Annotated in this window: 21 protein-coding genes and 1 pseudogene; 15 read left to right on the forward strand and 7 right to left on the reverse strand. The window is 71.3% G+C overall.

Annotated elements, in window-relative coordinates:
* Positions 1-223 precede the first annotated feature (223 nt).
* Together BG482_RS06830 and BG482_RS06835 are read left to right on the forward strand one after the other, a co-directional pair.
* The gene (locus tag BG482_RS06830; RefSeq protein WP_107450400.1) at positions 224-1828 is read left to right on the forward strand and encodes a glycoside hydrolase 43 family protein; all 1605 of its coding nucleotides are present in this window, start codon (positions 224-226) and stop codon (positions 1826-1828) included.
* An 89-nt stretch (positions 1829-1917) separates the two neighbouring features.
* A pseudogene (locus tag BG482_RS06835) lies at positions 1918-2949 on the forward strand (endo-1,4-beta-xylanase); the annotation flags it as partial.
* Between the two features lie 137 nt (positions 2950-3086).
* Here the strand turns inward: BG482_RS06835 and BG482_RS06840 are convergent.
* Entirely contained in the window at positions 3087-3446 is a 360-nt protein-coding gene (locus BG482_RS06840) for a hypothetical protein (protein WP_069767963.1), read from the reverse strand.
* 261 nt (positions 3447-3707) lie between these two features.
* On the opposite strand from BG482_RS06840, the gene BG482_RS06845 reads away from it, so the two are divergent.
* A complete protein-coding gene (locus BG482_RS06845; RefSeq protein ID WP_079141640.1) occupies positions 3708-4928 on the forward strand; it encodes a DUF2235 domain-containing protein in 1221 nt (406 codons plus the stop codon).
* A 153-nt stretch (positions 4929-5081) separates the two neighbouring features.
* On the opposite strand, the gene BG482_RS06850 is transcribed toward BG482_RS06845, so the two are convergent.
* Positions 5082-6614 carry an MFS transporter gene (locus BG482_RS06850; RefSeq protein ID WP_370745757.1) on the reverse strand — a complete coding sequence of 511 codons (1533 nt, stop codon included), beginning with the start codon at positions 6612-6614 and terminating at the stop codon, positions 5082-5084.
* A 99-nt stretch (positions 6615-6713) separates the two neighbouring features.
* Entirely contained in the window at positions 6714-7928 is a 1215-nt protein-coding gene (locus BG482_RS06855; RefSeq protein ID WP_069767964.1) for an ATP-binding protein, read from the reverse strand.
* Between the two features lie 397 nt (positions 7929-8325).
* Here BG482_RS06855 and BG482_RS06860 point away from each other — a divergent pair, with 397 nt between their 5' ends.
* A complete protein-coding gene (locus tag BG482_RS06860) occupies positions 8326-9585 on the forward strand; it encodes a DUF2993 domain-containing protein (protein WP_069767965.1) in 1260 nt (419 codons plus the stop codon).
* Between the two features lie 88 nt (positions 9586-9673).
* On the opposite strand, the gene BG482_RS06865 is transcribed toward BG482_RS06860, so the two are convergent.
* Positions 9674-10501 carry a restriction endonuclease gene (locus BG482_RS06865; RefSeq protein WP_069767966.1) on the reverse strand — a complete coding sequence of 276 codons (828 nt, stop codon included), beginning with the start codon at positions 10499-10501 and terminating at the stop codon, positions 9674-9676.
* Between the two features lie 268 nt (positions 10502-10769).
* On the opposite strand from BG482_RS06865, the gene BG482_RS06870 reads away from it, so the two are divergent.
* From BG482_RS06870 to BG482_RS06880, 3 genes are all read left to right on the forward strand, one after another.
* The gene (locus tag BG482_RS06870; protein WP_069768049.1) at positions 10770-12539 is read left to right on the forward strand and encodes a glycosyl hydrolase family 28-related protein; all 1770 of its coding nucleotides are present in this window, start codon (positions 10770-10772) and stop codon (positions 12537-12539) included.
* Between the two features lie 115 nt (positions 12540-12654).
* On the forward strand, positions 12655-13929 hold the full coding sequence (locus tag BG482_RS06875) for an alginate lyase family protein (protein ID WP_069767967.1): 1275 nt from the start codon (positions 12655-12657) through the stop codon (positions 13927-13929).
* 309 nt (positions 13930-14238) lie between these two features.
* Positions 14239-15957, forward strand: a complete 1719-nt coding sequence (locus tag BG482_RS06880) for a SpoIIE family protein phosphatase (protein WP_069767968.1) — start codon at positions 14239-14241, stop codon at positions 15955-15957.
* A 159-nt stretch (positions 15958-16116) separates the two neighbouring features.
* On the opposite strand, the gene BG482_RS06885 is transcribed toward BG482_RS06880, so the two are convergent.
* Positions 16117-16608, reverse strand: coding sequence for a hemerythrin domain-containing protein (locus BG482_RS06885; RefSeq protein WP_069767969.1), 492 nt, complete (start codon positions 16606-16608; stop codon positions 16117-16119).
* A 226-nt stretch (positions 16609-16834) separates the two neighbouring features.
* Here BG482_RS06885 and BG482_RS06890 point away from each other — a divergent pair, with 226 nt between their 5' ends.
* The gene (locus BG482_RS06890) at positions 16835-17380 is read left to right on the forward strand and encodes a hypothetical protein (RefSeq protein ID WP_256096288.1); all 546 of its coding nucleotides are present in this window, start codon (positions 16835-16837) and stop codon (positions 17378-17380) included.
* A gap of 50 nt (positions 17381-17430) precedes the next feature.
* Here BG482_RS06890 and BG482_RS06895 read toward each other — a convergent pair whose 3' ends face one another.
* Positions 17431-18192 carry a ZIP family metal transporter gene (locus BG482_RS06895; protein WP_069767970.1) on the reverse strand — a complete coding sequence of 254 codons (762 nt, stop codon included), beginning with the start codon at positions 18190-18192 and terminating at the stop codon, positions 17431-17433.
* Positions 18193-18419: 227 nt separating this feature from the next.
* On the opposite strand from BG482_RS06895, the gene ctaD reads away from it, so the two are divergent.
* The 7 genes from ctaD to BG482_RS06930 all read left to right on the forward strand — a co-directional run bounded on the left by ctaD (position 18420) and on the right by BG482_RS06930 (position 25374).
* Positions 18420-20111, forward strand: a complete 1692-nt coding sequence (ctaD, locus tag BG482_RS06900; RefSeq protein WP_069767971.1) for a cytochrome c oxidase subunit I — start codon at positions 18420-18422, stop codon at positions 20109-20111.
* A gap of 19 nt (positions 20112-20130) precedes the next feature.
* On the forward strand, positions 20131-20487 hold the full coding sequence (locus BG482_RS06905) for a cytochrome C oxidase subunit I (protein WP_069767972.1): 357 nt from the start codon (positions 20131-20133) through the stop codon (positions 20485-20487).
* A gap of 200 nt (positions 20488-20687) precedes the next feature.
* Positions 20688-21758 (forward strand): polyprenyl synthetase family protein, encoded by a 1071-nt coding sequence (locus tag BG482_RS06910; protein ID WP_069767973.1) that lies wholly within the window; start codon positions 20688-20690, stop codon positions 21756-21758.
* Between the two features lie 142 nt (positions 21759-21900).
* Positions 21901-22299 carry a molybdopterin-binding protein gene (locus BG482_RS06915; protein WP_069767974.1) on the forward strand — a complete coding sequence of 133 codons (399 nt, stop codon included), beginning with the start codon at positions 21901-21903 and terminating at the stop codon, positions 22297-22299.
* Between the two features lie 245 nt (positions 22300-22544).
* Positions 22545-23381: a molybdate ABC transporter substrate-binding protein gene (gene modA, locus BG482_RS06920; RefSeq protein WP_069767975.1), complete on the forward strand. Its 837-nt coding sequence runs from the start codon at positions 22545-22547 to the stop codon at positions 23379-23381.
* Complete coding sequence (gene modB, locus BG482_RS06925) at positions 23378-24235, forward strand: molybdate ABC transporter permease subunit (protein ID WP_069767976.1); 858 nt, start codon at positions 23378-23380, stop codon at positions 24233-24235. Before modA ends, modB begins: the two co-directional genes overlap by 4 nt.
* Positions 24236-24342: 107 nt before the next feature.
* A complete protein-coding gene (locus BG482_RS06930; protein ID WP_069768051.1) occupies positions 24343-25374 on the forward strand; it encodes an ABC transporter ATP-binding protein in 1032 nt (343 codons plus the stop codon).
* A 63-nt stretch (positions 25375-25437) separates the two neighbouring features.
* Here the strand turns inward: BG482_RS06930 and BG482_RS06935 are convergent, their stop codons facing one another.
* A complete protein-coding gene (locus BG482_RS06935) occupies positions 25438-25884 on the reverse strand; it encodes a winged helix DNA-binding protein (protein ID WP_069767977.1) in 447 nt (148 codons plus the stop codon).
* Position 25885 lies beyond the last annotated feature (1 nt).

Raw genomic sequence — 25885 nt, forward strand, 5'->3', positions numbered from 1 at the left:
GAACGCCACACAGGACATTCCCACCCCATCCGGCGACAATCGAGACTCGCCGAGCATCGAAACATTTCGGACTCCAAGCCGAATCATGCGAGACGTATTGACGGGAGCTATCAGCCTCCTATCATCCTGATTGCTCGGCAAATCGATTGATGTTCGCGATACCGAACACCGAAGGACCGGCCCCCACCCCAGCACTCCTTCGCAGAGAGATCGATACATGGCCATGTCATGCCCTGATCAACCCGTGGGTCGCCGCCGGGTGCTGGCCACCGCCACCGGCCTCGCCGCCGGCGCCCTGCTTCCGCTCGACCCGGCCCGCGCCGCCGCGTCGTCCTTCACCAACCCCGTGATCTGGCAGGACTTCGCGGACATCGACGTCATCCGGGTCGGCGCCGTCTACTACGCCTCCGCCTCGACGATGCACTACTCGCCCGGCGCCCCCGTTCTGCGCTCGTACGACCTGGTCAACTGGGAGATCGCCGGACACTCGGTGCCCACCCTCGACTTCGGCGCCAAGTACGACCTCAACGGCGCCCGTGGCTACGTCCGGGGCGTCTGGGCGTCGTCCCTGGCCTACCGGCCGAGCAACAGGACCTTCTACTGGCTCGGCCAGATCGACTTCGCCAGGACGTACGTCTACACGGCCACCGCGGCCGAAGGGCCCTGGAGCCGGCTGACGACGATCAGCACGCCGTACTACGACGCCGGCCTCCTCGTCGACACCGACGACACCCTGTACGTGGCGTACGGCAACACCACCATCAACGTGGCCCAGCTCTCGCCCGACGGGCGCGGACAGGTCCGTACCCAGCAGGTGTTCACCACGCCGTCGAGCGTCGGCACCCTCGAGGGCTCCCGGTTCTACAAGATCAACGGGCAGTACTACATCTTCCTGACCCGCCCCGCGAACGGCCAGTACGTCCTGAAGTCCTCGGGCGGTCCGTTCGGCCCCTACACCCTGCGCCAGGTCCTGCTCGACCTGCGCGGCCCGATCCCCGGCGGGGGCGTCCCGCACCAGGGCGGACTGGTGCAGACGCAGAGCGGCGCCTGGTACTACCTGGCCTTCGTCGACGCCTACCCGGGCGGCCGGATGCCGGTCCTCGCGCCCATCTCCTGGACCTCGGACGGCTGGCCCACCGTCCAACTGGTGAACGGCGCCTGGGGCACGTCGTACCCCCAGCCGGCGCTGCCCGCGCCGCCCCGGCAGGTCACCCCCATGACCGGCGTCGACACCTTCGACGGGACGACCCTCAAGCCGAGGTGGGAGTGGAACCACAACCCGGACCCCACCAAGTGGTCGGTGGGCGACGGACTGACCCTGCGCACCGCGACCGTCACCGACGACCTCTACTGGGCCCGCAACACGCTCACCCACCGCATCCAAGGGCCCACCTCCACCGCCACGGTCGACTTCGACGTCTCCGCGATGCGCGACGGCGACCGGGCCGGGCTCGCGCTGCTGCGCGACTCCTCCGCCTGGATCGGCGTCAGGCGCGACAGCGGCGTGACCCGGGTGGTGATGGTCAACGGGCTGACCATGGACGGCAGTTGGAACACCACCGGCACCGGCGTCGAGGTCGCCGCCGTACCTCTGGCCGGCAACCGCGTCCGACTGCGCGCCAACGCCGACATCCGCCCCGGCGCGGCCCGCCCCGCGGTCTTCTCCTACAGCACCGACGGCGCCGCCTTCGCCCGCCTCGGGCCCGCCTTCTCCATGGGCAACGACTGGCGCTTCTTCATGGGTTACCGCTTCGCCCTCTTCAACCACGCCACCCGGTCGCTCGGCGGAGCGGTCCGCGCCACGCGGTTCGAACTGTCCGTCCCCTGAACCGACCCACCCCCACCCTGTCCAATCCGCCCTTTCCTAGGGCACGTCCACCGCACCGACCACCCGCACCCAACCGTATGAGGAGAACCATGAACCCGCTGAAGCGGCTCGGCCTGCGCCGAGCCTCGGTGTTACCGCTGCTGGCCGTGGCCGGTCTGGTCACACCGGCGGCCGCGATCGCGGCACCCGACTCGCCCGACGCCGTCCGGGCCTCCACACTCGGCGCGCAGGCCGCCCAGTCCGGACGCTACTTCGGGGCCGCGGTCGCCGCCGGCCGGCTCGGCGACGGTACCTACACCAGGATCCTGGACCGCGAGTTCAACGCGATCACCCCCGAGAACGAGATGAAGTGGGACACGACCGAACGCTCCCGCGGCTCGTTCAACTTCGGTCCCGGCGACCAGATCGTCAGCCACGCGTCGTCCCACGGCCAGCGCATGCGGGGCCACACACTGGTGTGGCACTCCCAACTGCCCAGCTGGGTCAGCTCCATCAGGGACGCGAACACCCTGCGCAGCGTCATGAACAACCACATCACCACCGTGGCGAACCACTACAGGGGCAAGATCTACGCCTGGGACGTGGTCAACGAGGCCTTCGCCGACAACGGCAGCGGCCAGCACCGCAGCTCGGTGTTCCAGGACGTGCTCGGCAACGGCTTCATCGAGGAGGCCTTCCGCACCGCCCGCTCGGCCGACCCGGGGGCCAAGCTCTGCTACAACGACTACAGCATCGAGGACTGGAACTCCGCCAAGACCCAGGGCGTCTACCGCATGGTGCGCGACTTCAAGTCGCGCGGCGTGCCCATCGACTGCGTCGGCTTCCAGTCCCACTTCGGCGCCGGCGGACCTCCCGGCAATTTCCAGACGACGCTGTCCAACTTCGCCGCCCTCGGCGTGGACGTGCAGCTCACCGAACTGGACATCGCGCAAGCGCCGGCCGGCGCGTACACGAACACGGTGCGCGCCTGCATGAACGTCGCACGCTGTACCGGCATCACCGTCTGGGGCATCCGGGACAGCGACTCCTGGCGCTCCGGGGAGAACCCGCTGCTGTTCGACCGCAACGGCAACAAGAAGGCCGCCTACGGAGCCGCGCTGACCGCGATGGGCGGCACGCCCACGACCTAGGCGGTCGACAGCGCGCCGCAGCGGCTCGGACTGATCACCCGAGACCGACTCGACCTGCTGACCGGCCTCGAACTCACTGATGTCTGCGGGCCCCCGGCGTGCGCCGGGGGCCCGCAGACATCAGCAGGTCAGTAGGGCCGCAAGGAGGTGCCGGCGGCGGTCAACGACACCTCGATGTCGTCGCTCCACGAGCACACCTCCAGCCACGACAGATAGCCGCCCTGGGTGAAGACCAGGACTTCGCCGGGAAAGTCGCCCCCGTCGGTGACGATCTGCGCTTCCGCTGCCACCACGGTGCCGGGGCCGGTGGGCGCGGGCTCCACCTCGCCGGTGCGCACCTCGAAGAACGCGGTGCCGCAGCCGCAGGAGCAGCGGGACAGGACGCTGAGATGCGGGAGCTGCCGGCGAAGCGCTACGTGAACGGGACGCTCCGTGTCCAGCATGGCCTCCAGCGCCGCGGCCACGTCGGCGGGCAGATTCTCGGTCACCGCCCCACCGTATCCGTCCAGGGCTTTCCGCCGCCTCCCCCTTCCAGCGAGTCCGGTCGACCGGTGCGGTGCAGGGGCGTGCACGTGTGTCGCGGGCCCGTCGTTCCGACGCATCTCCCGAAGGCATGCCTTCGACGCAACTCACCAGCCTGGCCGGATCATCGACGTTCGCCGCATGCCGACGTCTGGCGGTGCCCGCGAAGCGGTGCGAGCATGGAAGTGGTGCTGGACACCACTCCGCGCTCTCGCCAGGAGGTGGTCATGGCCAAGCGCCTGGTCGTCTGTTGCGACGGCACCTGGAACTTCGCCGACCAACCGAGCAGAACCAATGTGGCCAAGGTCGCTCTGTCCGTACGGCCGGGGTTCGCCTCCGGCAAGGAGCAACGCGTCTACTACCACAGCGGCGTCGGCACCCAACGGTGGGACCGGCTGCGCGGGGGCGCGTTCGGCATGGGCCTGTCCCGGAACATCGTCGACGCGTACCGGTTCCTCGTCGAGACCTACGAGCCCGACGACGAGCTCTACCTCTTCGGCTTCAGCCGGGGCGCGTTCACCGCACGCAGTCTGGCGGGGCTCCTGCGCAACAGCGGGATACTGCGCCGGGACCAGGCCGACCGGATCCCGGAGGCGTGGTCGCTGTACCGGGACCGGATCGAGCATCCCAACGGCGCGGCGGCCACGCTGTTCCGCCGCTCCTACGCGCGCGAGACGGAGATCCGCTTCATCGGGGTGTGGGACACGGTCGGCGCCCTCGGCATCCCGCTCCCGGACGCCGCCGGGCTCCAGCCGGCGGTGAACCGGTTCAACCACCAATGGGCTTTCCACAACACGGAGTTGAGCAGTTGGGTCAGGGCCGCCTTCCACGCGCTGGCCGTCGACGAGCAGCGTTCGGCGTTCCGGCCGACCCTGTGGCACCAGCAGCCGGGGGCCGACCGGCAGGGCCAGGAACTGAAACAGGTCTGGTTCGCCGGGGTGCACTGCGACGCCGGCGGCGGCTACTCGGAGACCGGCCTGTCCGACATCACCCTGCTGTGGATGGTCGATCAGGCCCGCAGACACGGGCTGGAGTTCGACCCCGACGTGCTCAGCGAGGCCGGGCCCGAAGTGATGAGACCCCAGGACAGCACAGAGTTCCGGGTGCGGCCGGACAGCCTCGGCGAACTGCACTCCTCACGCACGGGTCTGTACCGGCTGGCCAAACCGCTGCACCGGCCGCTCGGAGAGGCGGCGAACGCCGAGGGCGTTCTCGACGGCAACGAGTTCCTGGCGGTGCCCGCCAAGGAACGCCGCGACCGCGACTCGCAGTACCGGCCGCCCGGGCTGGAACGGTACCTGGCCGTTCAGGAACGGGTGCGGCTGGAGCCGGTGCTGCTCCCGGACCTCGCTGCGGGCCTGCCGCCCCTGCCGTCGGCGCCGGCGGCAACCGAGCCGCAGTCGCCGCGGCCGGCCGATGCGCCCAAGGGGCTGCACGAAAACCCCTGACGCCCCGCTGGGATCGAGGCGACGGACCGTGCCGCCCTGAGGTCGTCATCGCACCGGACACCGGAGGGAGCACGTGTTCCGCTCCACCAGGTCGTCCAGGTCGTCCAGGTCGTCGACCGGCTCCAGGTCGTGTCCCGGCAGGGCCCGCGGGCGTCACCGGCGGCCGGACGTCTCCCGGCCGACCCGGTACAACTCCTGCGAGGTGGCGATCAGTTCGCGTCGCTCCTTCTTCGATCCCACCATCGGCTGGGAGCCGTGCAGGGAGACCTGGGCGCTCTCGGGCAGGAAGCGGACCGTGACCAGCCCGATGACGCCGGCCGCCATGAGGTAGAACGCGGGCACCATGTCGTTTCCGGTGACGCTCACCAGCGCCTCCGTGACCAGCGGGGTGGTACCGCCGAACGCGGCCACCGCGAAGTTGAAGCCGATGCCCATCGCGGCGTAGCGCACGGCTGTCGGGAACAGCGCGGGCAGGGTCGCGGCGCTCGGCGCGGCGAAGCACGCCAGCAGCGTGGACAGGATCAGCACGCCGAAGATCGGCGGCCAGGTCCCGTCCATCTTGATGAGCAGGAAGGAGGGGACGGCGAGCACGATCATGCCCGCCGCCGCGTAGCCGTAGAGGGGGCGTCGGCCCACGTGGTCGCTGAGCCGGCCCAGGAAGGTGATCAGCAGCACGATCCACACCATGCCCACCAGCACGAGCACGTCCGCGGAGCTGCTGGAGCGACCGAGGGTCTCGGTCTGGTAGGTCGGCAGGAAGCCCGTGACCATGTAGTTGGTGACGTTGTAGAGCAGCACCAGTCCCATGCAGATGAGCAGGGCCCGCCAGTGGTCCTTGACGATGGTCCTGAACTCGGTGCCCGCCGATTCCTTGGCAAGGCTCTGCTCGTGCTCGTCGAGCTGCTGCTGGAAGGCGGGCGACTCCTCCAGCTTGAGACGCATGTACAGGCCGATCACGCCGAGCGGGCCCGCGATGAGGAACGGGATCCGCCAGCCCCACGACAGCATCTGTGCGTCGCTGAGGGCGAGGTTCAACGTGGTGACCAGGGCCGAGCCCAGGGCGTAACCGACGAAGGTGCCGAAGTCGAGCCAGCTGGAGAGGAAGCCGCGACGCCGGTCGGGCGAGTACTCGGCGACGAAGGTCGTGGCGCCTCCGTACTCGCCGCCGGTGGAGAAGCCCTGCACCATGCGGGAGAGCAGCAGCAGGATCGGCGCGGCGATGCCGATGGTGGCGTAACTGGGAATGAGGCCGATGGCGAACGTGCCGACCGCCATCATGATCATGGTGGTGGCGAGCACCTTCTGCCGGCCGAGGCGGTCCCCGAGGGGCCCGAAGACCAGTCCGCCGAGCGGACGCACGACGAACGCCGCCGCGAAGGTGGCGAAGGACGAGATCACCTGCGCGGCAGGAGACGCCCCGGGGAAGAAGACCTTGCCGATGGTGGCGGCGAGGTAGCTGTAGACGCCGAAGTCGAACCACTCCATGCAGTTGCCGAGCGCCGAGGCGCCGACCGCCCGCCGGAGCAGTGGAGGCTCGACGACCTGCACGTCCTCATCGCGGAAGGGACGCTTGTTCCGCCTCAGCCTGCGGGTCAGGTCCTGGCGGACCTGAGTGGGGAGTCCGGTGATCTCGACCGGCCCGGACCGAGGTGGTTCGGGCTGCCCGTCGGTCAGTACGTCAGCCACTGCAGTTCCTTACTCGTCTTGCGTGAGATGCCCTGTGCGCACAGTGAGGCGCCAGATGCTTTCCGTGCGTAAAGACTCTGTTGCCCGCTTTCTCGAGGCTCACGCAGTGATGGGGGACACGCCGCCGCTCCCACATCCGGCGGAAGGATCGGCACCCCGTTTGCGGAAGGAACCGGAGAGATCGGGGTCTCGGAACATGCCTCCGACAATGCTCGCGCCCCGGTCCGGGTGCTCCGCGAACCATGCGCCGAGGTGTTCCCGGACGGCGTCGGCGACGCAGGCGCGTACGTCGGCGCCGCCGAGCAGGCCGTGAACGGGGCCGAGGAACTCGGGACGGTCCAGCTTCACCGACACGACCGCCCGGAGGCCCTCGCCGATCCGGTGGGCGCCGGAGCCGGCGTCCGTCGGCGCCGGCAGCCCCCGCTCGCTCGCGAATGCGGCGGCCGCGGCCGCGAGCCCGTCACGGAGGCCGTCCACATGCGCGCCCCCTTCGGGTGTCGGCCGGCTGTTGGCGAAGCTCAGCAGCCGCTCCTCGCCGGAGTCGCCCCATCGGAGGGCCACCTCCACGGTGCCCGCCATGCGTGGGTCCTCTTGTGCGAAGCCGATGACGTCCGCCCCGAGGAGGGCCCCCGCCTCCGCGTCGAGGGCGGCCACGAAGTCCCGTACCCCTTCGGGGAACCGGTACCGCACCTCGCGGTCCCCTCGCGTCGGGTGTTCGTCGGTCAGCGACATCGTCAGGCCCGGGTTGAGGAAGGCTACTTGACGGAACCTCTCCGCCAGGACGGCGAACGAGCACCGGGTCGTCTCGAAGATCTCGGGGTCGGGCCAGAAGGCGACGGTCGTCCCGGTCCCGCTCGCCGGACCCACGACGGCGGGCGGGGCGAGTGCGACGCCGCGGGCGTGTTCCTGGAGCCGGCGGACCCCGTCGCGCCGCACCTCGGCCGTCAGCCGGGCCGACAGTGCGTTGACGACGAAGGGGCCGACGCAGAAGCCACCCATGTACACGGTGCGTCTGTCGTCGATTGGCGGGCCGGTGTAGAGGGTCGTCAGTCGCGTTTGGAGACCGGGGTCGCCGGCGTCCTCGAAGGGCGCCCCCGGCCCGTCGTCCGCCACCCGGACGCCACCGTCCCGCGTGAGCGTGACGTCGACCCGGCCGCCGCCCTCGGCCAGTACGGCGTTCACCGCCGGGGCCACGACCTCGAACACCATGTGGTGCAACCCGCGTTCGCCGATCGAGCCGACATACATTCCGGGCCGCTTGCGAACGGCGTCCCGCCCCTGCAGAACCTCGATGTGGGCAGCCTCGTACTCCATGCCTTCTCCCCTCCCGCAACCCGTCCCGGCCGGTGTCCGGAAAGGCCTGCTCACCCTACGATGAATCCCAGAAAAGACCAGGCCAGAGGGGGTGCACCGGTGCCGCAGACGGGTTCGTGGAGCGCTTGCGCGAGCGGGTCGGGGCGCAACGCGCCCGCCGTTCCCGCTACGCCTCGGGCGGCCCTCCGAAGCCGCGCACTGCACTGTTCCCAGCGCTCCTGGGGCCACTGATTCACGCACTTTCCGGGTCGGTCCGCGGCGGCCTCCTGCGACGACCGACGGGTCGTCCGCGGCCTGTTCGCGATGGCGCGAGCGGAGCCGGTCACGGTCGTGAACCACCTCGCATGCCCGGGCCTCGAGTTGCGGCACGGGGTGGTGCGCATGATCGGATGAGGCGATGCGCACCCCCCATCGCACAGAGCCGCAGCACCGTCCCCACGACCGTTCCACGTCGCCGCACGACCTCTACGGGGAGCTCGGCGCTCTCGACGACGGACCGGTGGAGGACCTCCTCGGCGGGGACGCCACCGCGCGCCGGGCGCGGCAGGACGAGGCGCCGCAGTGGAGTGCGCCCGACCACCGCCGCGGCGGACGGAACGGCCGTCGAAGCCGGCGTCGACGCAAGCGGAATCGTTTCCCTGGCCCGTCGTTCGTGGTGAAGACGGTGGTCGGGCTGGTCGTCGTCGCCGCCTTCGTCGCCCTCGCCGACCGCTGGGCGTTGCTCTACGCGCAGCACAGGGCAGCCGAGACCCTCAAGGAGCAGCTGGGCCTGGCCGCCGCGCCCGAGGTGGAGATCGGCGGCTTTCCCTTCCTCACCCAAGTCGCCGACCGGCGACTGGACTCGGTGCGGGTGACCGTGCCGGACGTCGCCGCCGACCGGGTGTCGCTGGCGAAGGTGACGGCCTCGGCCCGTGACGTCCGGTTGGACACCGACGGGTTCACCTCCGTGCGCGGTGCGCACGTCTCCCGGCTCGACGGCGACGTGCTGCTGTCCTTCGCCGACCTCAACCGCGAACTCGGCGCTTCTCAGGTGCGGTTCGCCGGTGACGGCCGTGACCGGGTCCAGGCCCGCGGCACCCTGCCGGTCGCCGGACACGAGCTGAGGCTGCGCGCCCGGGCCACGATCCAGCGGCAGGGCGATCGGGGCATCGCCACGCGAATCGGCGGCATACGCCTGGACATCGGGGATCTGGCCACCTACCGCCCCGGCACGCGCGCGTCGGACGGCCTGCACCTGACGTCGAAGGGCTCGGCCGACCTGGCCCGGGAGAGGCGTAAGGCGAAGGCGCTGCTGTCCGTGCCGACGATCGTGCGACGCCTGGGGGTGCCCGAGACGACCGCGCGCAACGCGCTGAGCGACGACGGTGACCTCTCCGAGGTGACCGGTTCCCCGCGCTTCGCTCGACAGGCCCGCAGCCTGAACCTCATCGACCTGGCCGCGGACCATCCCGAGGCGCTCCGCGCCCTGGGCCTCGAACCCGACCTCCTCGACGCCCTGTCCCGGCTCACCCGCCCGGCCCTGGCTGAACGGCTGTCCCTGGCCTTCGAACTGCCCGAGCCGCCGCAGGGGAACGTGCGACTGCGGTCCGTCCGCGTGGAACGGGACGGCATCCGGGTCCGGCTGACCGGCTCCGAGCTGGCCGTAGGCGGTTCCTGACGCGACGGCCGACGCCGGCTCACCTGCCGGCCGGCGGTGCCCGCTCCCCCTCTCCCGGGCACCGGTACGGCGCCGCGGGCGGACCGTCTCAGACGGCCGTGAACTCCGGCTCCCACGGTCGCGGTCCCACGCCGTCCTGCCAGCGCAGGAGTTCCCCGCCGTCCACGCACACGATGCCGCACTGCTCGGCGTACTCGACCGCAGGAGCCGTGAAGTCGCTGGTGGTGACCACGACGGCGACGTCGGCCTCGTGGACGGTGAAACAGGTGCCGCCGAACCGCTGCATGTCCTGGGAGCCGACCCGGTTGGTGTCGCAGTACCGCTTGCACTGGATGACGACCAGCCGGCCGTCCGGCGTCCTCGCCACGACGTCGGCGCCCAGGTCGCCTGCCCCGCCCACGACGTCCACGTCGAGGCAGCCGTCGCGACGGCACAACTCGGCTATCGCCTGCTCGAACTCGTAGGGATCCAGCGCCTCGTAGCCGATCTCCTCGGTGTCCGCGCGGGCTTCGTCCAAGGGCGCGACGAGCGCGACGGTGCGCTCCACGTCGAGCTGTCCGCCGCCCGACTGCGCCCCGGCCGCCACGGGGACGGCTAACGGGGCGGGCACGGGGGCGTCGAGGGCGTCGACGGCCGTCATCGTGGCCTCGTCCAGGGCTCTCACGGCGCGGCGCGCGAGCCTCGCCGCCGATATCCGGCGCCCTCCGCGCCGGCCGGCCGCCACGCTGCCGACGCCGACGAGGACGAGCGCGACGGCCCAGGCGGGACGGTGCTCGACGGCGGCCGCCGCGGTACGCGCGACCGTGCCCACCAGCGTCAGGAGGACGGCGAGAAGGGCGAAGTACAGGGCTGTCGCCCGCAGTTCGAACCGACGGGAGCGGCGCGCGGAACGCGAAGCACGGACGGGTACGGCCATGGTGATGCTTCCTCCCGAAGACGCCAACGAAGATCAACAGGCGTCTTCCCAGGTACGGGAGGTTCTATCGAACCGGCGCGATCATCTCTGTCGCCGGCCGCCGCATCGCACGAGCACGCGCTCCTCGCTCCCTGCCTCGTTTCGGCCGTGCACGCCTCTTCCCGCCCCGACGGACCACGTGGCATGCTCACCGCCGACATGACTATGAACGTTGTTCATGCACATGAACAACTCCCTCTGCGCGACCATCTGTGGAGAGCGGGCGGACATGAGCGAGGCACAGGACAGCAAGAGCGGAGACCGACCCACCGGCGTCACGAGACGGGGGCTGCTGGGCAGCGCCGTGGCCGTGGCGTCCCGTGCGGTGGCGGGCGGCGGCCCCGCAGCCGCCGCACCCGCCAGACGGGTGGACGGACCCGCACACGGGCAGGACCGCGCTCGCGGCCCGGTGCAGGCGCCGGGGCGAATCCCCCGCCTGTGGCGCGAGTTCGTCCACCGCCCCTACACCCACCCGCAGATCCCCTACGTCGGGCGGGCGGGCTGCCGCGGCGGCGCGGCGCGTTTCCCGCACCACCCCCGCGTTCTCGACGTACGCGACTTCGGGGCCAGGGCCGACGGCGCGACCGATTCCGCCCCCGCGATCAACCGTGCCATCGCCGTCGCCGGCAGGGCCGGCGGTGGCACGGTCACCATCCCGCCCGGGATCTTCCGCATCGACGACGTGATACGCGTCGGACACTCGAACGTCGTCCTGCGCGGCGCCGGCAGCGGCCGTACGACGCTCTACGCGACGCGCAGCCTCACCGAGCTGATCGGCGTCTACGGCTCCCGCTACGGCGGCGACAAGTCGTCCTGGTCCTGGGCCGGGGGCCTCGTCTGGCTCGCGCCGGAGGCCCGCTGGAACTCGCTCGTGGCCGCGATCCGCGCCCGGGCATGGCCGTTCGAGGGCTGGACCGGCAACCGCCGCGACGAGTGGCGGACCCTCACCCGTGTCGCACCTGCCCGGCAGGGCTCCTGGACGGTGACGGTCGCCGACCCCGCGGGTCTGCGCCCCGGCGCGCTCGTCCTCCTGCGCCTCGCCGACGACCCCGCGCACACCCTCCTGGAGCACATGGCGGGCGGGGGCCCCGGCCCGGAGGCCTATCACTGGGACGACAAGACGAAGCTGACCTCCTACGTCCCCTACGAGTGGCCCGTGCGGATCACACGGGTCCACGGCCGCAGGGTCACGCTGGAACGCCCGCTCCCACTCGACGTACGCCCGGAATGGGACCCTCGACTCACCACGCATGTACCGGAGTTGACGGGCTCCGGAGTCGAGGGCCTCACCGTGGAGGCGGTCCTGACGCCGCAGCAGCCGCACCTTCTCGACAAGGGGTACAACGGCGTCGTCCTGCAGTGCGCCTACGACTGCTGGGTGGACGATGTCACGGTCCGCCATGTCGACAATGGCTTCGGCCTGGTGGCCGCCTCGGCCTGCACCCTGCGCCGGACCCGGGTCGCGGGCCGCGGATCCCACCACCCCTACTTCTGCCGGGAGGGGTCGCACGACAACCTCGTCGAGGATTTCACCGTCGAGGAGCGCACCGTCCCCGGGCGGCCCGACACGCAACTGCACGGCATCAACGTCGAGGGGCTGTCGTCCTACAACGTGTGGTCGCGGGGCGACATGCGGATGGGGACGTTCGACAGCCACCGCGGCATGCCCTTCGCCAACGTCCGCACCGACATCACCGTGAACAACGACGGCCGTCACGGCGGTGACGCGAGTGCGGGCCCCCTGTTCGGCGCCCGCTTCGCCCACTGGAACATCCGGGTCGTCAACGGCCGGGCGGGCCTGGTGAAGATCGACGGTCTGGCGCCGTACTCCGCCACCGTCGGCATCGACCAGGTCACGGAGTTCGACCAGATCGACGTCCCCGACTTCACCGGCGATCTGCACGCCCGACTGGAGCTGTACGGAGCGTCCGACGCGGTGCGGCCGCGCAACCTGCACGAGGCCCAGCGCGATCTGCACGAGAAGCGACGCGGCCGGTAGACGGCGGCAGGGCGACGAGCCTGGCAGCCGGCTCCGCGCCTGCGCCTCGTCGCCTCCGCCGACCCACTGGCCCCGCCGACTGTCATTCACATACATGATTCGAGGGGAGTCCCCTATGAGCGCCCGCACCCGACTGGGCGTCCTCCTGGCGGCCCTGGTCGCCTCGACCGCAGGCGTCGTGCCCGTCGCCTCGGCGCGAGCGGCGCATCCGGCGCCCATGGCCCCGCACACCGTCGTGCTCGACGGCGCCCGACTGCAGCAGACGAAGGTCCGGCTGGACCGTGGTGACCGACATCTACGGAGAGCCGCGCGGGCGTTGACGGCTCGCGCCGACGAATGGCTGGGCCAGGGACCCTGGACGGTCGTCGACAAGCCGAGGCCGGCGCCCGGCGGCGATGTCCACGACTACCTCAGCCAGGCGCCGTACTGGTGGCCTTCCGGGCCGCCGACCTCCGAGAACCCCTGGGGCTGCCCGTACGTTCAGCGCGACGGACAGCGCAACCCCGAGGTCGACACGGGCACCGACCGCCAGGACGTGGAGAAGGTCTTCGATTCGGCGTACGACCTGTCCCTGGCCTGGTACTACACCGGCGACAAGCGGTACGCCACCAAGGCGGGGCAGATCCTGCGCACCTGGTTCCTCGATCCCGCCACGCGGATGAACCCGAACCTCGACCACGCCCAGTTCATCCCCTGCAGGTACGACGGCCGCGCCATCGGCATCATCGACTTCTCCCAGTCGTACACCAGCGTCCTGGACGCGCTCGCCGTCCTGGACACCGGCGCCGTCGGCTGGACGAAATCGGACCACGCCGGCATGGCGAGGTGGAACTCCGACTTCCTGCGCTGGCTCACGGACAGCGACTTCGGCAGACAGGAGGGAGCCGCCGCGAACAACCACGGCACCTTCTACGACCTGCAGGTCGCCGCCCTCGCCTACGCGACCGGCGACGAGGACCTGGCCCGCAGGACGGCGCTGAGCGCACGGACCGCGCGCATCGCCCCGCAGATCGCCGCCGACGGCAGCCAGCCCCAGGAACTGGCCCGTACCCGCAGCTGGCACTACTCGACCTTCGACCTGGTCGCCTACACCCGCCTCGCTGCCGTCGGACGGCACGTCGGCGTGAACCTGTGGAAGTACCGGGGCCCCGACGGCCAGAGCCTGTTCAAGGCGGTGGACTATCTGTTGCCCGCCGCGACCGGAACCGCCGTCTGGCCGCATCCGGAGCTCGAGTTCGCCCGGTACGCGGCCACCGACGTCGTGCACGCGGCCGCGGACGCGGGCGACGGACGGGCACAGCGCGCCGTCCCCGCCCTGCAGGAACCGCCGGGCGGCGACCTGTGGGCCCTGCGACCTGCGGCGGAGCAGCTGGACTCCATCGCGGGCTGACGCGGAGGCGGCAAGCCAGGACGGGGCCGGCCGACGGGATCACGCATCCCGACGGGCGGCCCCGTTCGCCGTGCGCCCCGGCCGGGAGCGGGGCCGTCGGCCGGCCCGGTTCGAACCCGACGGCCGGCCCGACGGCCGGCCCGGGACCGCGCGCCCCGCCGCCCCCCGGATACGTCATGATCGAACCGGGGCCCGGCGGGCTGGACCGGGCGTCTTCGCCCATCGGCTTCGTTTCCGGGCTCCTGGGCAGTCGGGAAAGCGGACATCGTCCACCGGGGACGTCGCCGGTCGAGCAGGGAGATCATGGGCATGGCAGGTTCGGAGCGTTCGGAGACCCCCGGCACGCGGCGTCCGGAGGGGCCTGCCACCCCGCTCACGGAAGCGCTGGAAGCCATCAGGACCGGGGCCTATGTGGTGGACGAACAGGGCCGCGTCATCGCGACGAACTCCCGGACGGAAAAGCTTCTGGGGTGGTCCCCCGAAGACCTCTTCGGCCACGACGCGCACGACCTGCTGCACCGGGACGCCCACGGCCAGCCCCTGCCGAGGACCCAGTGCCGCATGCGGCAGGCCTTCCACGCCGGACGTCCCGCAGCGGCGGAGCTGGACCACTTCGCACGCAGGGACGGCTCCGTAGTGCCCATCTCGTGGCTGATAACGCCCTTCGACCTCGCCGGCCTCGAACGCAGCACCCTCGTCGTCTTCCACCCGCGGCACGTGGAGGAGACGGACGCACCGCCGGAGCCTGCCGCCACGCTGCTGCCGGAACTCGAACGCCTCGCCCTGCTGGCCGCGACCACCACCCAGCTGACCTCCACCCTCGACGTCGACGAGGCGCTGCGGCGGCTGGTGGCCCTGGTCGTGCCCCGGCTGGCGGACTGGGTCGTCGTCGACCTCATCACCGAGCGGGACGAGGTGTGGCGCACCGTCGTCGTCGAGGCGGACGGCGTCTCCCTGGTGCGCCACGACGAACTGCAGGGTCCGATGCCGCCGATCCCCGAGGAATCCCCGATGCCCTTGTCCAGGGCCCTGCGCGGGGTGGCCTCGACACTGGCCGGTCCGCAGACGTACCAGGGGGCGCCGGACTCCGGCATCGCGGTCGAGCAGCGCCGTCTGTTCGACGCCACCGGCATCCACTCCGCGGCCATCGCCCCCATCCGCAGCACCCGCGCGGTCCTGGGCGCCCTGACCCTGGGCCGCGCCGCACAGCCCGGGGACTACAACCCCGCCGACCTCCCGCTGATCGAGGACATCGCCCGCCGCGCCGGCCTCGCCCTGGACAACGCCCGCCTCTACCAGCGCCAGCGCAAGGTCGCCGAGACCATGCAGAACCATCTGCTGCCCCAGATGCCACGCGTACCCGGGCTGCAGATGACGGTGCGCTACCTGCCCGCGCCCGACGCCTCGCAGGTGGGGGGCGACTGGTACGACGCCTTCTCCCTGTCCGACGGATCCACCGCACTGGCCGTGGGCGACGTCGTCGGCCACGACCTGGAGGCGGCGGCCGGCATGGCCCAGGTGCGCAACATGCTGCGCGCCTACGCCTGGGCCCTGCAGGAGCCCCCCAGCCGGATCGTCGACCGCCTCGACGAAGCGGTCATGCACATCACGGACGTCGCCATGGCCACGCTCATCCTCGCCAAGGTCGAGGAGGCCGACGAGGGCCGATGGAAACTGACCTGGACCAACGCCGGTCACCCGCCGCCCCTGCTGATCAGCCACGACGGCCTGGCCGAGTACCTCACCGACGGTCACGGCATCCTGCTGGGCACCGGAGCGCGCAGACCTCGCGCCGACGCCACGGCCCTGCTGCCGCCCGGATCCACCCTCCTGCTGTACACCGACGGTCTGATCGAAGAGCCCGGCCACACCCTCGACGAGGGCCTGCACCGACTGCGGCAGCACGCGGCCGCCCTCGCTCACCGGCCCCTGGCCTCCTTCACCGACCAACTGCTACGACGGGTCCGCCCCGCCGCCAACGACGACGACGTGGCTCTCCTCGCCCTGCGAGCGCCCACCCGGCGCTGACCCGCACGCTCCGGTGAGCCCGTCATGGCCGAAGCCCGTCCCACGGTCCGTGGGACGGGCTTCGGCCGTGCGGGACGCTCCCCTGCCTCTCCCCTGCCGCCCGGCTCGCGCCGCGCCGGCAGTCCGTGTCATGCGACGACGCGACGACGACGCTGCCGGTCAGGAGTGGACGATGCGGCGCACGTTGTCCACGGCACCGCAGCCTGACTTCAGCTGACGCTCCCGCTCCTCCAGGAACTCCCCGCCCAGCTCCTCGCGTCGCTCCATGGCGACGTTCTCGCGGGCGCCGTTGAGGATGGTGCGCTCCTCCTCGTCGGCGTGGTGGGTCACGGCCTCGACGAGTTCCTCCAGCTTCTCGTCCCACTCCTCGGAGCCGACCTCGTCGACCTCCAGGAGTTCGAGGAGCGCCTTGTTGCCCTCCTCGTGCTCCTCCTCGCCGTGCTCGACCTCTTCGTCCTCGATCCTCTTGTAGCGCTTGAGGGCGGGGTACACCTTCGCCTCTTCCGCCAGCGCGTGTGCGATCAGCAGGTCGGCGAACTCCTTCAGGGCGGCGGCCCTGTCGGCTTCCACGCTGCGCATCAGGCGAAAGAGATCTTCCATTCTCCGGTGGTCCTGAAGAATGAGTTCGACGACGTCTCGTGTCTCGGCCATGGAACCGGCATCACTTTCGTACGAGGGGACCTTGCCGGAACCGTCTACCCCACCCTGCCGTGTTCAGTGATCGGGTCCTCGTCCGGCACGTCGTCTTCCCCCGTCCGGACGCACCGGACAGCCCGAGCGCTGAACGACCTCCTCGGCGGCGCCGGGCGCCGATCGGCTCGGGAGCGGGACACTGGAGGGGAGCGCACGCCCCCGCCTCCCCTCCCCAGGAGGAGTCATGTCCTCGACCAGCCTTCCTGTGCCCGCCCCGGCCCCGGCCCGTTCCGGTCGGTCCGGGGGGCGGCCCGGCGTCCGCCTCCTGGAGCGCCTGGGCCTGCGCCGCAGCCCGCCGCCCCGCCGTCCCGCTCCGGTCCGTCTGCCGCGCCCTGCCCAGCTTCGGGAGCTGCTCGCCGTGCTGGAGGAGGCGGTCGCCGCCCAGCGCCCCACCGACGCGGCGGTCGCCGCGTGCGGTGAGCCCGGCCCCGTCACGGACCGGGCCGCCCGGGCCTGCGGTGACGCCGCGTCGGCTCTTCTGCGGCTGCGGTCCCGGCTGCTGGAGCTGCCGCTCGCCGACGCCGACCTCGTACGGGCGCAGGCCTACGCGGGCCGGCTGCTCTCCTACGACCAGTGGATGGTGCGTCAGTCGGTCGACCTCGCGTACCGCGTGCACACGGACGCCCGGACCGAGGCGGCCCGCCTGCAGCTGAACGGTCTGGGCAGGCCGGCGGACGAGCTGCGACGGCTGCGGGACGCGCTCGGAAGGCAGGGCGAGGACGAGCCCTGAGGAGGGCCACGAAGCGCCGGGGCGTCGCCGCACACGGCCGCTCCCGGCGGTCAGGAGTGCGAGAGGGCGAAGGAGACGAGGAAGCCGCACACGGTGATGAGCCCGATGGCCAGGTGGGCCTCTTCGAACGCTTCGGGGATCATCGTGTCGGCGATCATGGCGAGGATCGCCCCGGCCGCCACCGCGGTGACCGCCGCGATCACAGCGGGCGAGAAGGAACCGACGACGGTGTAGCCGAGGACGGCCGACACGGTGCTGGCCGCCGCGATCGCCGCCCAGACGCCGAAGACGTACGCCCGGGTGCGGCCGGCCTTCTTCATTCCCGCCGAACTGGACAGCCCTTCAGGGACGTTGCTGATGAAGACCGCGGCCACCGTCACCAGGCTGACCGCGCCGCCGTCCAGCAGGCTGACGCCGATGACCGCGGACTCCGGCACCCCGTCGAGCAGCGCGCCGAGTGCGAGCGCCGTCCCGGACCCGCTCTGCTCGGTCTCCGAGGGCTGCGCCTGCGCCCGTGCGTGGCCCGAACGCTTGCGGTACCGCGCGCCCCGGCGGGCCAGCCACATGTTGCCGCCGGTGTAGGCCAGCGCGCCGAGCAGCGTGCCGACGGCCGCGGGGGCGAGCCCCGCCTCGTCGTACGCCTCCCCCACCAGCTCGAACGAGACCGCCGACAACAGCACGCCCGCGCCGAAGGCCATCACCGTGGCGATCACCTTCTGCGGGACTCTCAGCCCGTAGCCCAGCGCGGCGCCGATCAGCAGTGCCGAGCCCGCCACCAGTCCCCACAGTCCCGCCTGTACGACTTCAACCATGTCGAGCCGTCTACCCGTTCCGGATGTGGATCAACGAGTGACCGCGCGGTCGGCCTTGGCGCTCGACGGACGACATGCCGGGGCCGACTGCTCCAACCGTGTGTGAGAACCGCCCGATCGGACGCGTGTCGGACCCCGCCGGGCATCACCCGCCGCATCGACTCGCGAGGATGACCCTGATTCACGCATGTGCGGGGGCGGACCGCGGACACCTGGAGAAACTGGCTGTGACGATTCTGAACGACCCGGACCGATCGGCTGCCGCCGCCTACGACACCGAGGTGCCGGTCAGGGGCCGACAGCCCGGCAACGTCGTGGTGAAGTGGCTGACGACCACCGACCACAAGACCATCGGCACGATGTACCTGACGACGTCCTTCGCGTTCTTCCTCATCGGCGGCGTCATGGCTCTGCTCATCCGCGCCGAGCTGGCCCGCCCGGGCCTGCAGATCGTCTCGCCCGAGCAGTACAACCAGCTGTTCACGATGCACGGCACGATCATGCTGCTGATGTTCGCGACGCCGCTGTTCGCCGGTTTCACCAACTGGATCATGCCGCTGCAGATCGGCGCGCCCGACGTCGCCTTCCCCCGGCTGAACATGTTCGCCTACTGGCTGTACCTGTTCGGGTCCTCGATCGCGGTGGGCGGCTTCCTCACCCCGCAGGGCGCCGCCGACTTCGGCTGGTTCGCCTACACCCCGCTGTCGGACGCCATCCGCAGCCCGGGGCTCGGCTCCGACCTGTGGATCATGGGCCTGGCGTTCTCCGGCTTCGGCACCATCCTCGGTGCGGTCAACTTCATCACCACGATCATCTGCATGCGCGCGCCCGGCATGACGATGTTCCGTCTGCCGATCTTCACCTGGAACGTGCTGCTGACGGCCGTCCTGGTCCTCTTCGCCTTCCCCGTACTCGCCGCCGCGCTGTTCGCGCTGGAGGCGGACCGCAAGTTCGGCGCCCACATCTTCGACGCGGCCAACGGCGGCGCGCTCCTGTGGCAGCACCTCTTCTGGTTCTTCGGCCATCCGGAGGTGTACATCATCGCCCTGCCGTTCTTCGGGATCGTCACCGAGGTCATCCCCGTCTTCTCCCGCAAGCCGATCTTCGGCTACATGGGCCTCGTGGCCGCGACGATCTCGATCGCCGGTCTGTCCGTGACGGTGTGGGCGCACCACATGTTCGTCACGGGCGGGGTGCTGCTGCCGTTCTTCTCCTTCATGACGTTCCTCATCGCCGTCCCGACCGGCGTGAAGTTCTTCAACTGGATCGGCACGATGTGGAAGGGGTCGGTGTCCTTCGAGACGCCGATGCTGTGGGCGACGGGGTTCCTCGTCACGTTCCTGTTCGGCGGTCTGACCGGTGTCATCCTGGCCTCGCCGCCGATGGACTTCCACGTGTCCGACTCGTACTTCGTGGTGGCGCACTTCCACTACGTCGTCTTCGGCACCGTGGTCTTCGCGATGTTCGCCGGCTTCCACTTCTGGTGGCCGAAGTTCACGGGCAGGATGCTCGACGAGCGCCTGGGCAAGATCACCTTCTGGACCCTGTTCATCGGCTTCCACGGCACCTTCCTCATCCAGCACTGGCTGGGCGCCGAGGGCATGCCGCGCCGCTACGCGGACTACCTGGCCGCCGACGGTTTCACCACCCTGAACACGATCTCGACGATCAGTTCCTTCCTGCTCGGCCTGTCCATGCTGCCGTTCCTCTACAACGTGTGGCGGACGGCCAGGTACGGCAAGCCGGTCGGCGTCGACGACCCGTGGGGCTACGGCCGCTCCCTGGAGTGGGCCACCTCCTGCCCGCCGCCGCGCCACAACTTCACCACCCTGCCGCGGATCCGCAGCGAGTCCCCCGCGTTCGACCTGCACCACCCCGACATCGCCATGGCCGAGGCCGAGGCGCACGGGGTTCGCTGATGACCGGCCGGAGGCAGCGATGAGCGAGGCGGCGAGGCAGGGGGCCGCGCGAGCGAGCGGGCTCGGCGATCAGGTGGAGGGTTACCTGCTGTGGCAGGCCACGATCGCGGTGGCCGAGGAACGTGCGCAGGCGTTCGTGGAGCCGATGGAGTGGCTGACCACCTCTCAGCGCGCGGACGTCGAACAACGGTACGTCGCCGACAGCCTCCACCACGCCCAACGCGACCTGGAGCGGATCGCGGCCCGCTGCCGGTCGCTGCGCGGCGAGTACGAGCGGCGCTACCGGGAACTGCGCCTGCGCTGTGTGGGCTGGGCGGTGGCCGTCAGCACCTGCCTCGCCTCGGTGACCGCCGCCGCCCTGTCGTTGGTCCGGTGATGCCGACGACCGGGGCGTTCCAGGTCCGGTCGTCAGCGGTGCGTTCGAGGGGCAGTGCGGCCGGCCGGCCGCACTGCCCCTCGCTCGTCGCGCGGGCCCGCCGTGCCTCTCACGGCCCCGGTCCCGGAGCGGCCGCACCGCCTCGGGGCACGCGCCCGTCCCGGGCGATGCGAAGCTGACGTACTCCGTCCGACCTGGCCATGATCGAGCAAGTGCTACATCGCGTCGCCGGATACGAGACGCGGTTCCACGCGCTTTTCGAGGAGTACTTCGACACGTTGGGCGTCCGGCTCGACACGCCGTCGTTCAGCCGCTTCACTCCGGAGTGCCTGGCGCTGGTGCGGGATCTGGCCCTGCGCGGCGGCAAGCGGATGCGGGTGGTGCTGCTGCACGAGGCTGCTCGCCTGGTGTCCGAGGAGCCGTGCGAAGGGCTCGACGCGGCGGCGCTGAGCATCGAGCTGCTGCAGACCCACGGACTGATCCACGACGATCTCATCGACGACAGCCCCACCCGACGGGGCGGCCCCTCCACGTACTACGCCTACCGGGGCCGGTTCCCTCGTCACCCGCAGGCGGCCCTCGGCCTCACCGTCCTCGCGGGCGACCTCGCGTTCGCCCTGTCCCTTCAGGTCCTCCTCGACGCGAAGGTGCCTCTCGCCGTGCGGCAGGCCATGGTCGAGACGCAGACGCGGTCGGCCACCGACACGTTCATGGGGCAGATCGTCGATCTGGAGCGGGACTTCGGCACGGCGCCGGACGAGGACGTCCTGCACACCGTGGCCGACTACAAGTCCGCCCGATACTCGATTCTCGCGCCCATGAAGCTCGGTCTGCTGGCGGCGGGCGAGCAGCCCGCGCTCTTCGAACAGGAACTGCGCGGCTACGCGCGGCTGGTCGGGATCTGCGGGCAGATGCGTGACGACTACCTGGATCTGTTCGGGGACGCGACGACCATGGGCAAGCCGACCGGCGGCGACCTGCGCGACGGAAAGCACAGCTACACCGTGAGCGCCCTGCTGTCCGCCGTGAGCGGCGCCGAGCGTGCCGTGGTGGAGGCAGCGCTCGGCGACCGGTCCTGCACTCCGGAGACGGTCACCGTGGTGCGGGAGATCGCCGAGAGCAGCGGCGCGGCGGACAGGATGCGTGCGGACATGCGACGGCACGCCGAACAGGCCTGCGCGCTCGCCGCCAGGTGGCGGCCACGGTGGCGGGACGACGCCGTCGAGTTCTTCGAGCTCCTTCCGCTGTGGAGCGTGGATCGCGCCAAGTGACCCGCCCGCAGCAGGCGTTCAGGCACGCACGCGGGCAGCCTGCTCCCTGCCCTGCCCCGTCCCGGACCCGGCATCGCCGCCGTGTGCGGGCCGTCGCCCGCCGCGGCGCCGCCTGCCGCCTCGATCGCTTATCTTGGCGCCCATGCAGTCCTACACGATCGGCCAGGCCGCACGGCTCCTCGGCGTGAGTCCCGACACCGCGCGCCGGTGGGCCGACGCGGGCCGGATGGCCACCCATCGCGACGAGAGCGGACGCCGCCTCATCGACGGGAGGGACCTTGCCGCCTTCTCCGTCGAGTTGGCCGCGAGCGGCGGCGCCGCCGGGGAGGACGCCTCGTACACCTCCGTCCGCAACGCCTTCCCCGGCATCGTGACGGCCGTGAAGCTCGGGGACGTCGCAGCCCAGGTGGAGATCCAGGCGGGGCCGCACCGGCTGGTCTCGCTGCTGACGCGGGAGGCGGTGGAGGAGTTGGGGCTGGAGGTCGGGGTGGAGGCCACCGCACGGGTGAAGTCGACGAACGTGCACATCGACCGGGCCTGACACCGCCCCGGGCGGCTTCGACGCCGAACGGCTCGCCCCGGCGCTCCCGTGCGAACGCACATGCCATGCTCGCGGATCGACGTTCCGGCTTGTGCGAAGCGACTGCAGCTATTTGCCTGGCATCTGCGGCAGTATCATCAGCGCACGCACACCAGTCTGCCGACCAGCTCGGTGTCAGCGCCGACACCGCCGAGCGCCTGGTCGAGGTGTCGTGTCCGTGAGGACCGAAAGGGAGTGGCCCCGTGATGACCCGTACCGCGCGCCGGACTCGTCGGACCCTGCAGGCAGCCGGTGCAGGTGCTGCCGCGTTGCTGGCCCTGAGCGCCTGCTCGTCGTCCGGCGACGACTCTTCGGCGGCGACGTCGGACTCCTCGGCGTCCGCCTCCTCCACCTCCGGGGACAAGCCGTCCGGCACGGTGACCGTGTTCGCCGCGGCGTCCCTGAAGGAGAGCTTCACGGCTCTGGGCGAAAAGTTCGAGAAGGCCCACCCGGGCACGAAGGTCACCTTCAGCTTCGGCGGCAGCGACTCCCTCGCCGCGAGCATCACCGGCGGCGCGCCGGCCGACGTGTTCGCCTCGGCCAGCCCCAAGACGATGAAGATCGTCACCGACGCCGGGGACGCCGCCGGCCCGCCCGCCGCGTTCGTCCGCAACCAGCTGGAGATCGCCACCCTGCCGGGCAACCCCGACAAGATCGCCTCCCTCGCGGACCTGACCAGGCCAGGCCTCAAGGTCGTGCTGTGCGACAGGACGGTGCCCTGCGGCGCCGCCGCCCAGAAAGCGCTCGACGCCGGCAAGCTCACCCTCAAGCCCGTCTCCTACGAGCAGGACGTCAAGGCGGCGCTGACCAAGGTCGAGCTGAAAGAGGCCGACGCGGCCGTCGTCTACAAGACCGATGTGCACGCGGCAGGTGGCAAGGTGGAGGGCGTGGAGTTCCCCGAGTCCGCCGAGGCGGTCAACGCGTACCCGATCGTCCGGCTCAAGGACACGGACAACGCCGATGCCGCCGAGGCGTTCATCGCGCTGGTGCGGTCCGCCGAGGGCCAGAAGGTCCTGACGGAGGCCGGGTTCCTCAAGCCGTGACCCCCGTCGACGAGCCGGAGGCCGCGCCCGGCGCCCTGCGCGGGGGGACGCCCCGCCGACGCGTCCGCAGGGGCGGTGGCGCGCCGCTGCCCCTGCTGGTGCCCGCGCTGATCGGCCTGGCCTTCCTGGTGGTGCCGCTGGTCGCCCTGCTCGTAAGGGCCCCGTGGCGCAGCCTTCCCGGGCAGCTGACCAGCGCCGAGGTGTGGCAGGCGCTCCAGTTGTCGCTGGTCTGCGCCACGGCGGCGACCGCGGTGAGTCTGGTCGTCGGCGTTCCGCTGGCCTGGCTGCTGGCCCGTGTGGAGTTCCCCGGACGCGGCCTCGTACGAGCGCTCGTCACTCTGCCGCTGGTGCTGCCGCCGGTGGTCGGCGGCGTGGCCCTGCTGATGGCGCTCGGCCGCAACGGCGTCGTGGGCAGATGGCTGGACGCCTGGTTCGGGATCACCCTTCCCTTCACCACCGCCGGGGTCGTCATCGCCGAGGCGTTCGTCGCCATGCCGTTCCTCGTCATCAGCGTCGAGGGCACGCTGCGCGCCGCCGACCCGCGCTACGAAGAGGCCGCCGCCACGCTCGGCGCGTCCCGCTTCACCGCGTTCCGCCGGGTCACGCTTCCGCTGATCGCGCCCGGCATCGCGGCGGGAGCCGTCCTGGCGTGGGCCCGGGCGCTCGGCGAGTTCGGCGCCACGATCACGTTCGCGGGCAACTTCCCCGGCCGCACCCAGACGATGCCGTTGGCCGTGTACCTGGCCCTGCAGAGCGATCCGGAGGCGGCCATGGCGCTCAGCCTGGTCCTGCTGGCCGTGTCCGTGGCAGTGCTGGCCGGCCTGCGCGACCGGTGGATGACGACCGGTGGATGACGAAAGGGGGATGAGCGCAGGTGGATGACCGAAGGACGGCCGCACACCGGAAGGCCGCTCCCGCCCGCGCGGAGCCATTCGAGGCCTTCGACGCCTTCGAGGAGGGCCTGGACGCCCGTCTCGTCGTCGAGCGTGGGGTTTTCCGCCTCGACGTGGCGCTTCGCGTCGCTCCCGGCGAGGTCGTCGCCCTGCTCGGCCCGAACGGGGCCGGGAAGACCACGGCCCTGCGGGCGCTCGCCGGCCTGACCGGGCTCACCCACGGCCGTCTGCTGCTGGACGGCGTCGAGCTGGACGGTACACCGCCCGAGTCCCGTCCGGTGGGCGTGGTTTTCCAGGACTACCTGCTCTTCCCGCATCTGAGCGCCCTGGACAACGTGGCCTTCGGACCGCGCTGCCAGGGCGCGACCAAGGCGCAGGCCCGGGCGCGGGCCGCCGAGTGGCTGCGCCGGCTGGGTCTCGCGGACCACGTCGGCACGAAGCCGCGCAAGCTGTCCGGCGGGCAGGCCCAGCGCGTCGCCCTGGCCCGCGCGCTGGCGACCCGCCCGCGGCTCCTCCTGCTCGACGAGCCTCTCGCGGCGCTGGACGCCCGTACCCGGCTGGAGGTGCGCGCCCAACTCCGCCGCCACCTGGCGGAGTTCGAGGCGGTCGCCGTCCTGGTCACGCACGATCCGCTGGACGCGATGGTGCTGGCCGACCGTCTGGTCGTCGTCGAGGACGGCCGGGTGGTCCAGGAGGGCGTCCCTTCGGACATCGCCCGCCACCCGCGCTCGGACTACATCGCCCAGCTGGTCGGGCTGAACCTCTACCGGGGCGAGTCCGACGGCCACGTCGTGCGCCTCGACACCGGCCCTTCCATCACGACCACCGAGGTGCTGTCCGGCCCGGTGTTCGTGGCGTTCCCGCCGAGCGCGGTGACGCTCTTCCGGGACCGTCCGACCGGGGCCAGCGCCCGCAACCTGTGGCGCTGCGAGGTCTCGGGACTGGAGACCCACCGCGACCAGATCCGTGCCGACCTCTCGGGAGAGCTCCCGCTCGCCGCGGACCTGACGACGGTCTCCGCCGCCGAACTCGATCTGCACCCGGGCGCCGAGGTCTGGGCGACGGTGAAGGCCACCCAGACCCACGCCTACCCGGTCTGAGAGGGTGCCAGGGTCCGTTGGCGCCCGTCACCGCCCCGCCGCCCACACCACCGCGAACTCACCTCAGGAGTCGGCCAGTTCAGCGTTGGCCCGTTCCGTGACGAGGCTCAGCACACGGCCCGCGACGGCCAGTTCCCCGGCCGGGACGCCGGCGTACAGCCGGGCGGAGATCTCTGCGGTCTCAGCGGTGGTGCTCTCGCACAACCGCCGTCCGACGTCCGTCAGTCGCATCCGGGACGCCTGTACCGGGTCCTCTTCCAGGAGCCGCGCCTCCGTCAGCTCCCCGATGACCTCGCACACGAGCGACGCGTCGGTCTTCAGTGATCCGGTGACGTCGGCGACGAGCTGGTCGCGGCCCGTGGACTCTCCCGCGAGCACGACGGCCCGGAGCACCACACTCTGAGGGAACGTGAGGCCGTGACGGGTCAGGACGCCCTCCAGGAGGGACCGCCCGGCGTAGTGCGCCAGAGCGATGATCCGGCCGTCGACCGTGGGCGCGAGGGTCGTCATG

Source organism: Streptomyces sp. LUP30 (assembly GCF_001746365.1).
Classification (GTDB): Bacteria; Actinomycetota; Actinomycetes; order Streptomycetales; family Streptomycetaceae; genus Streptomyces.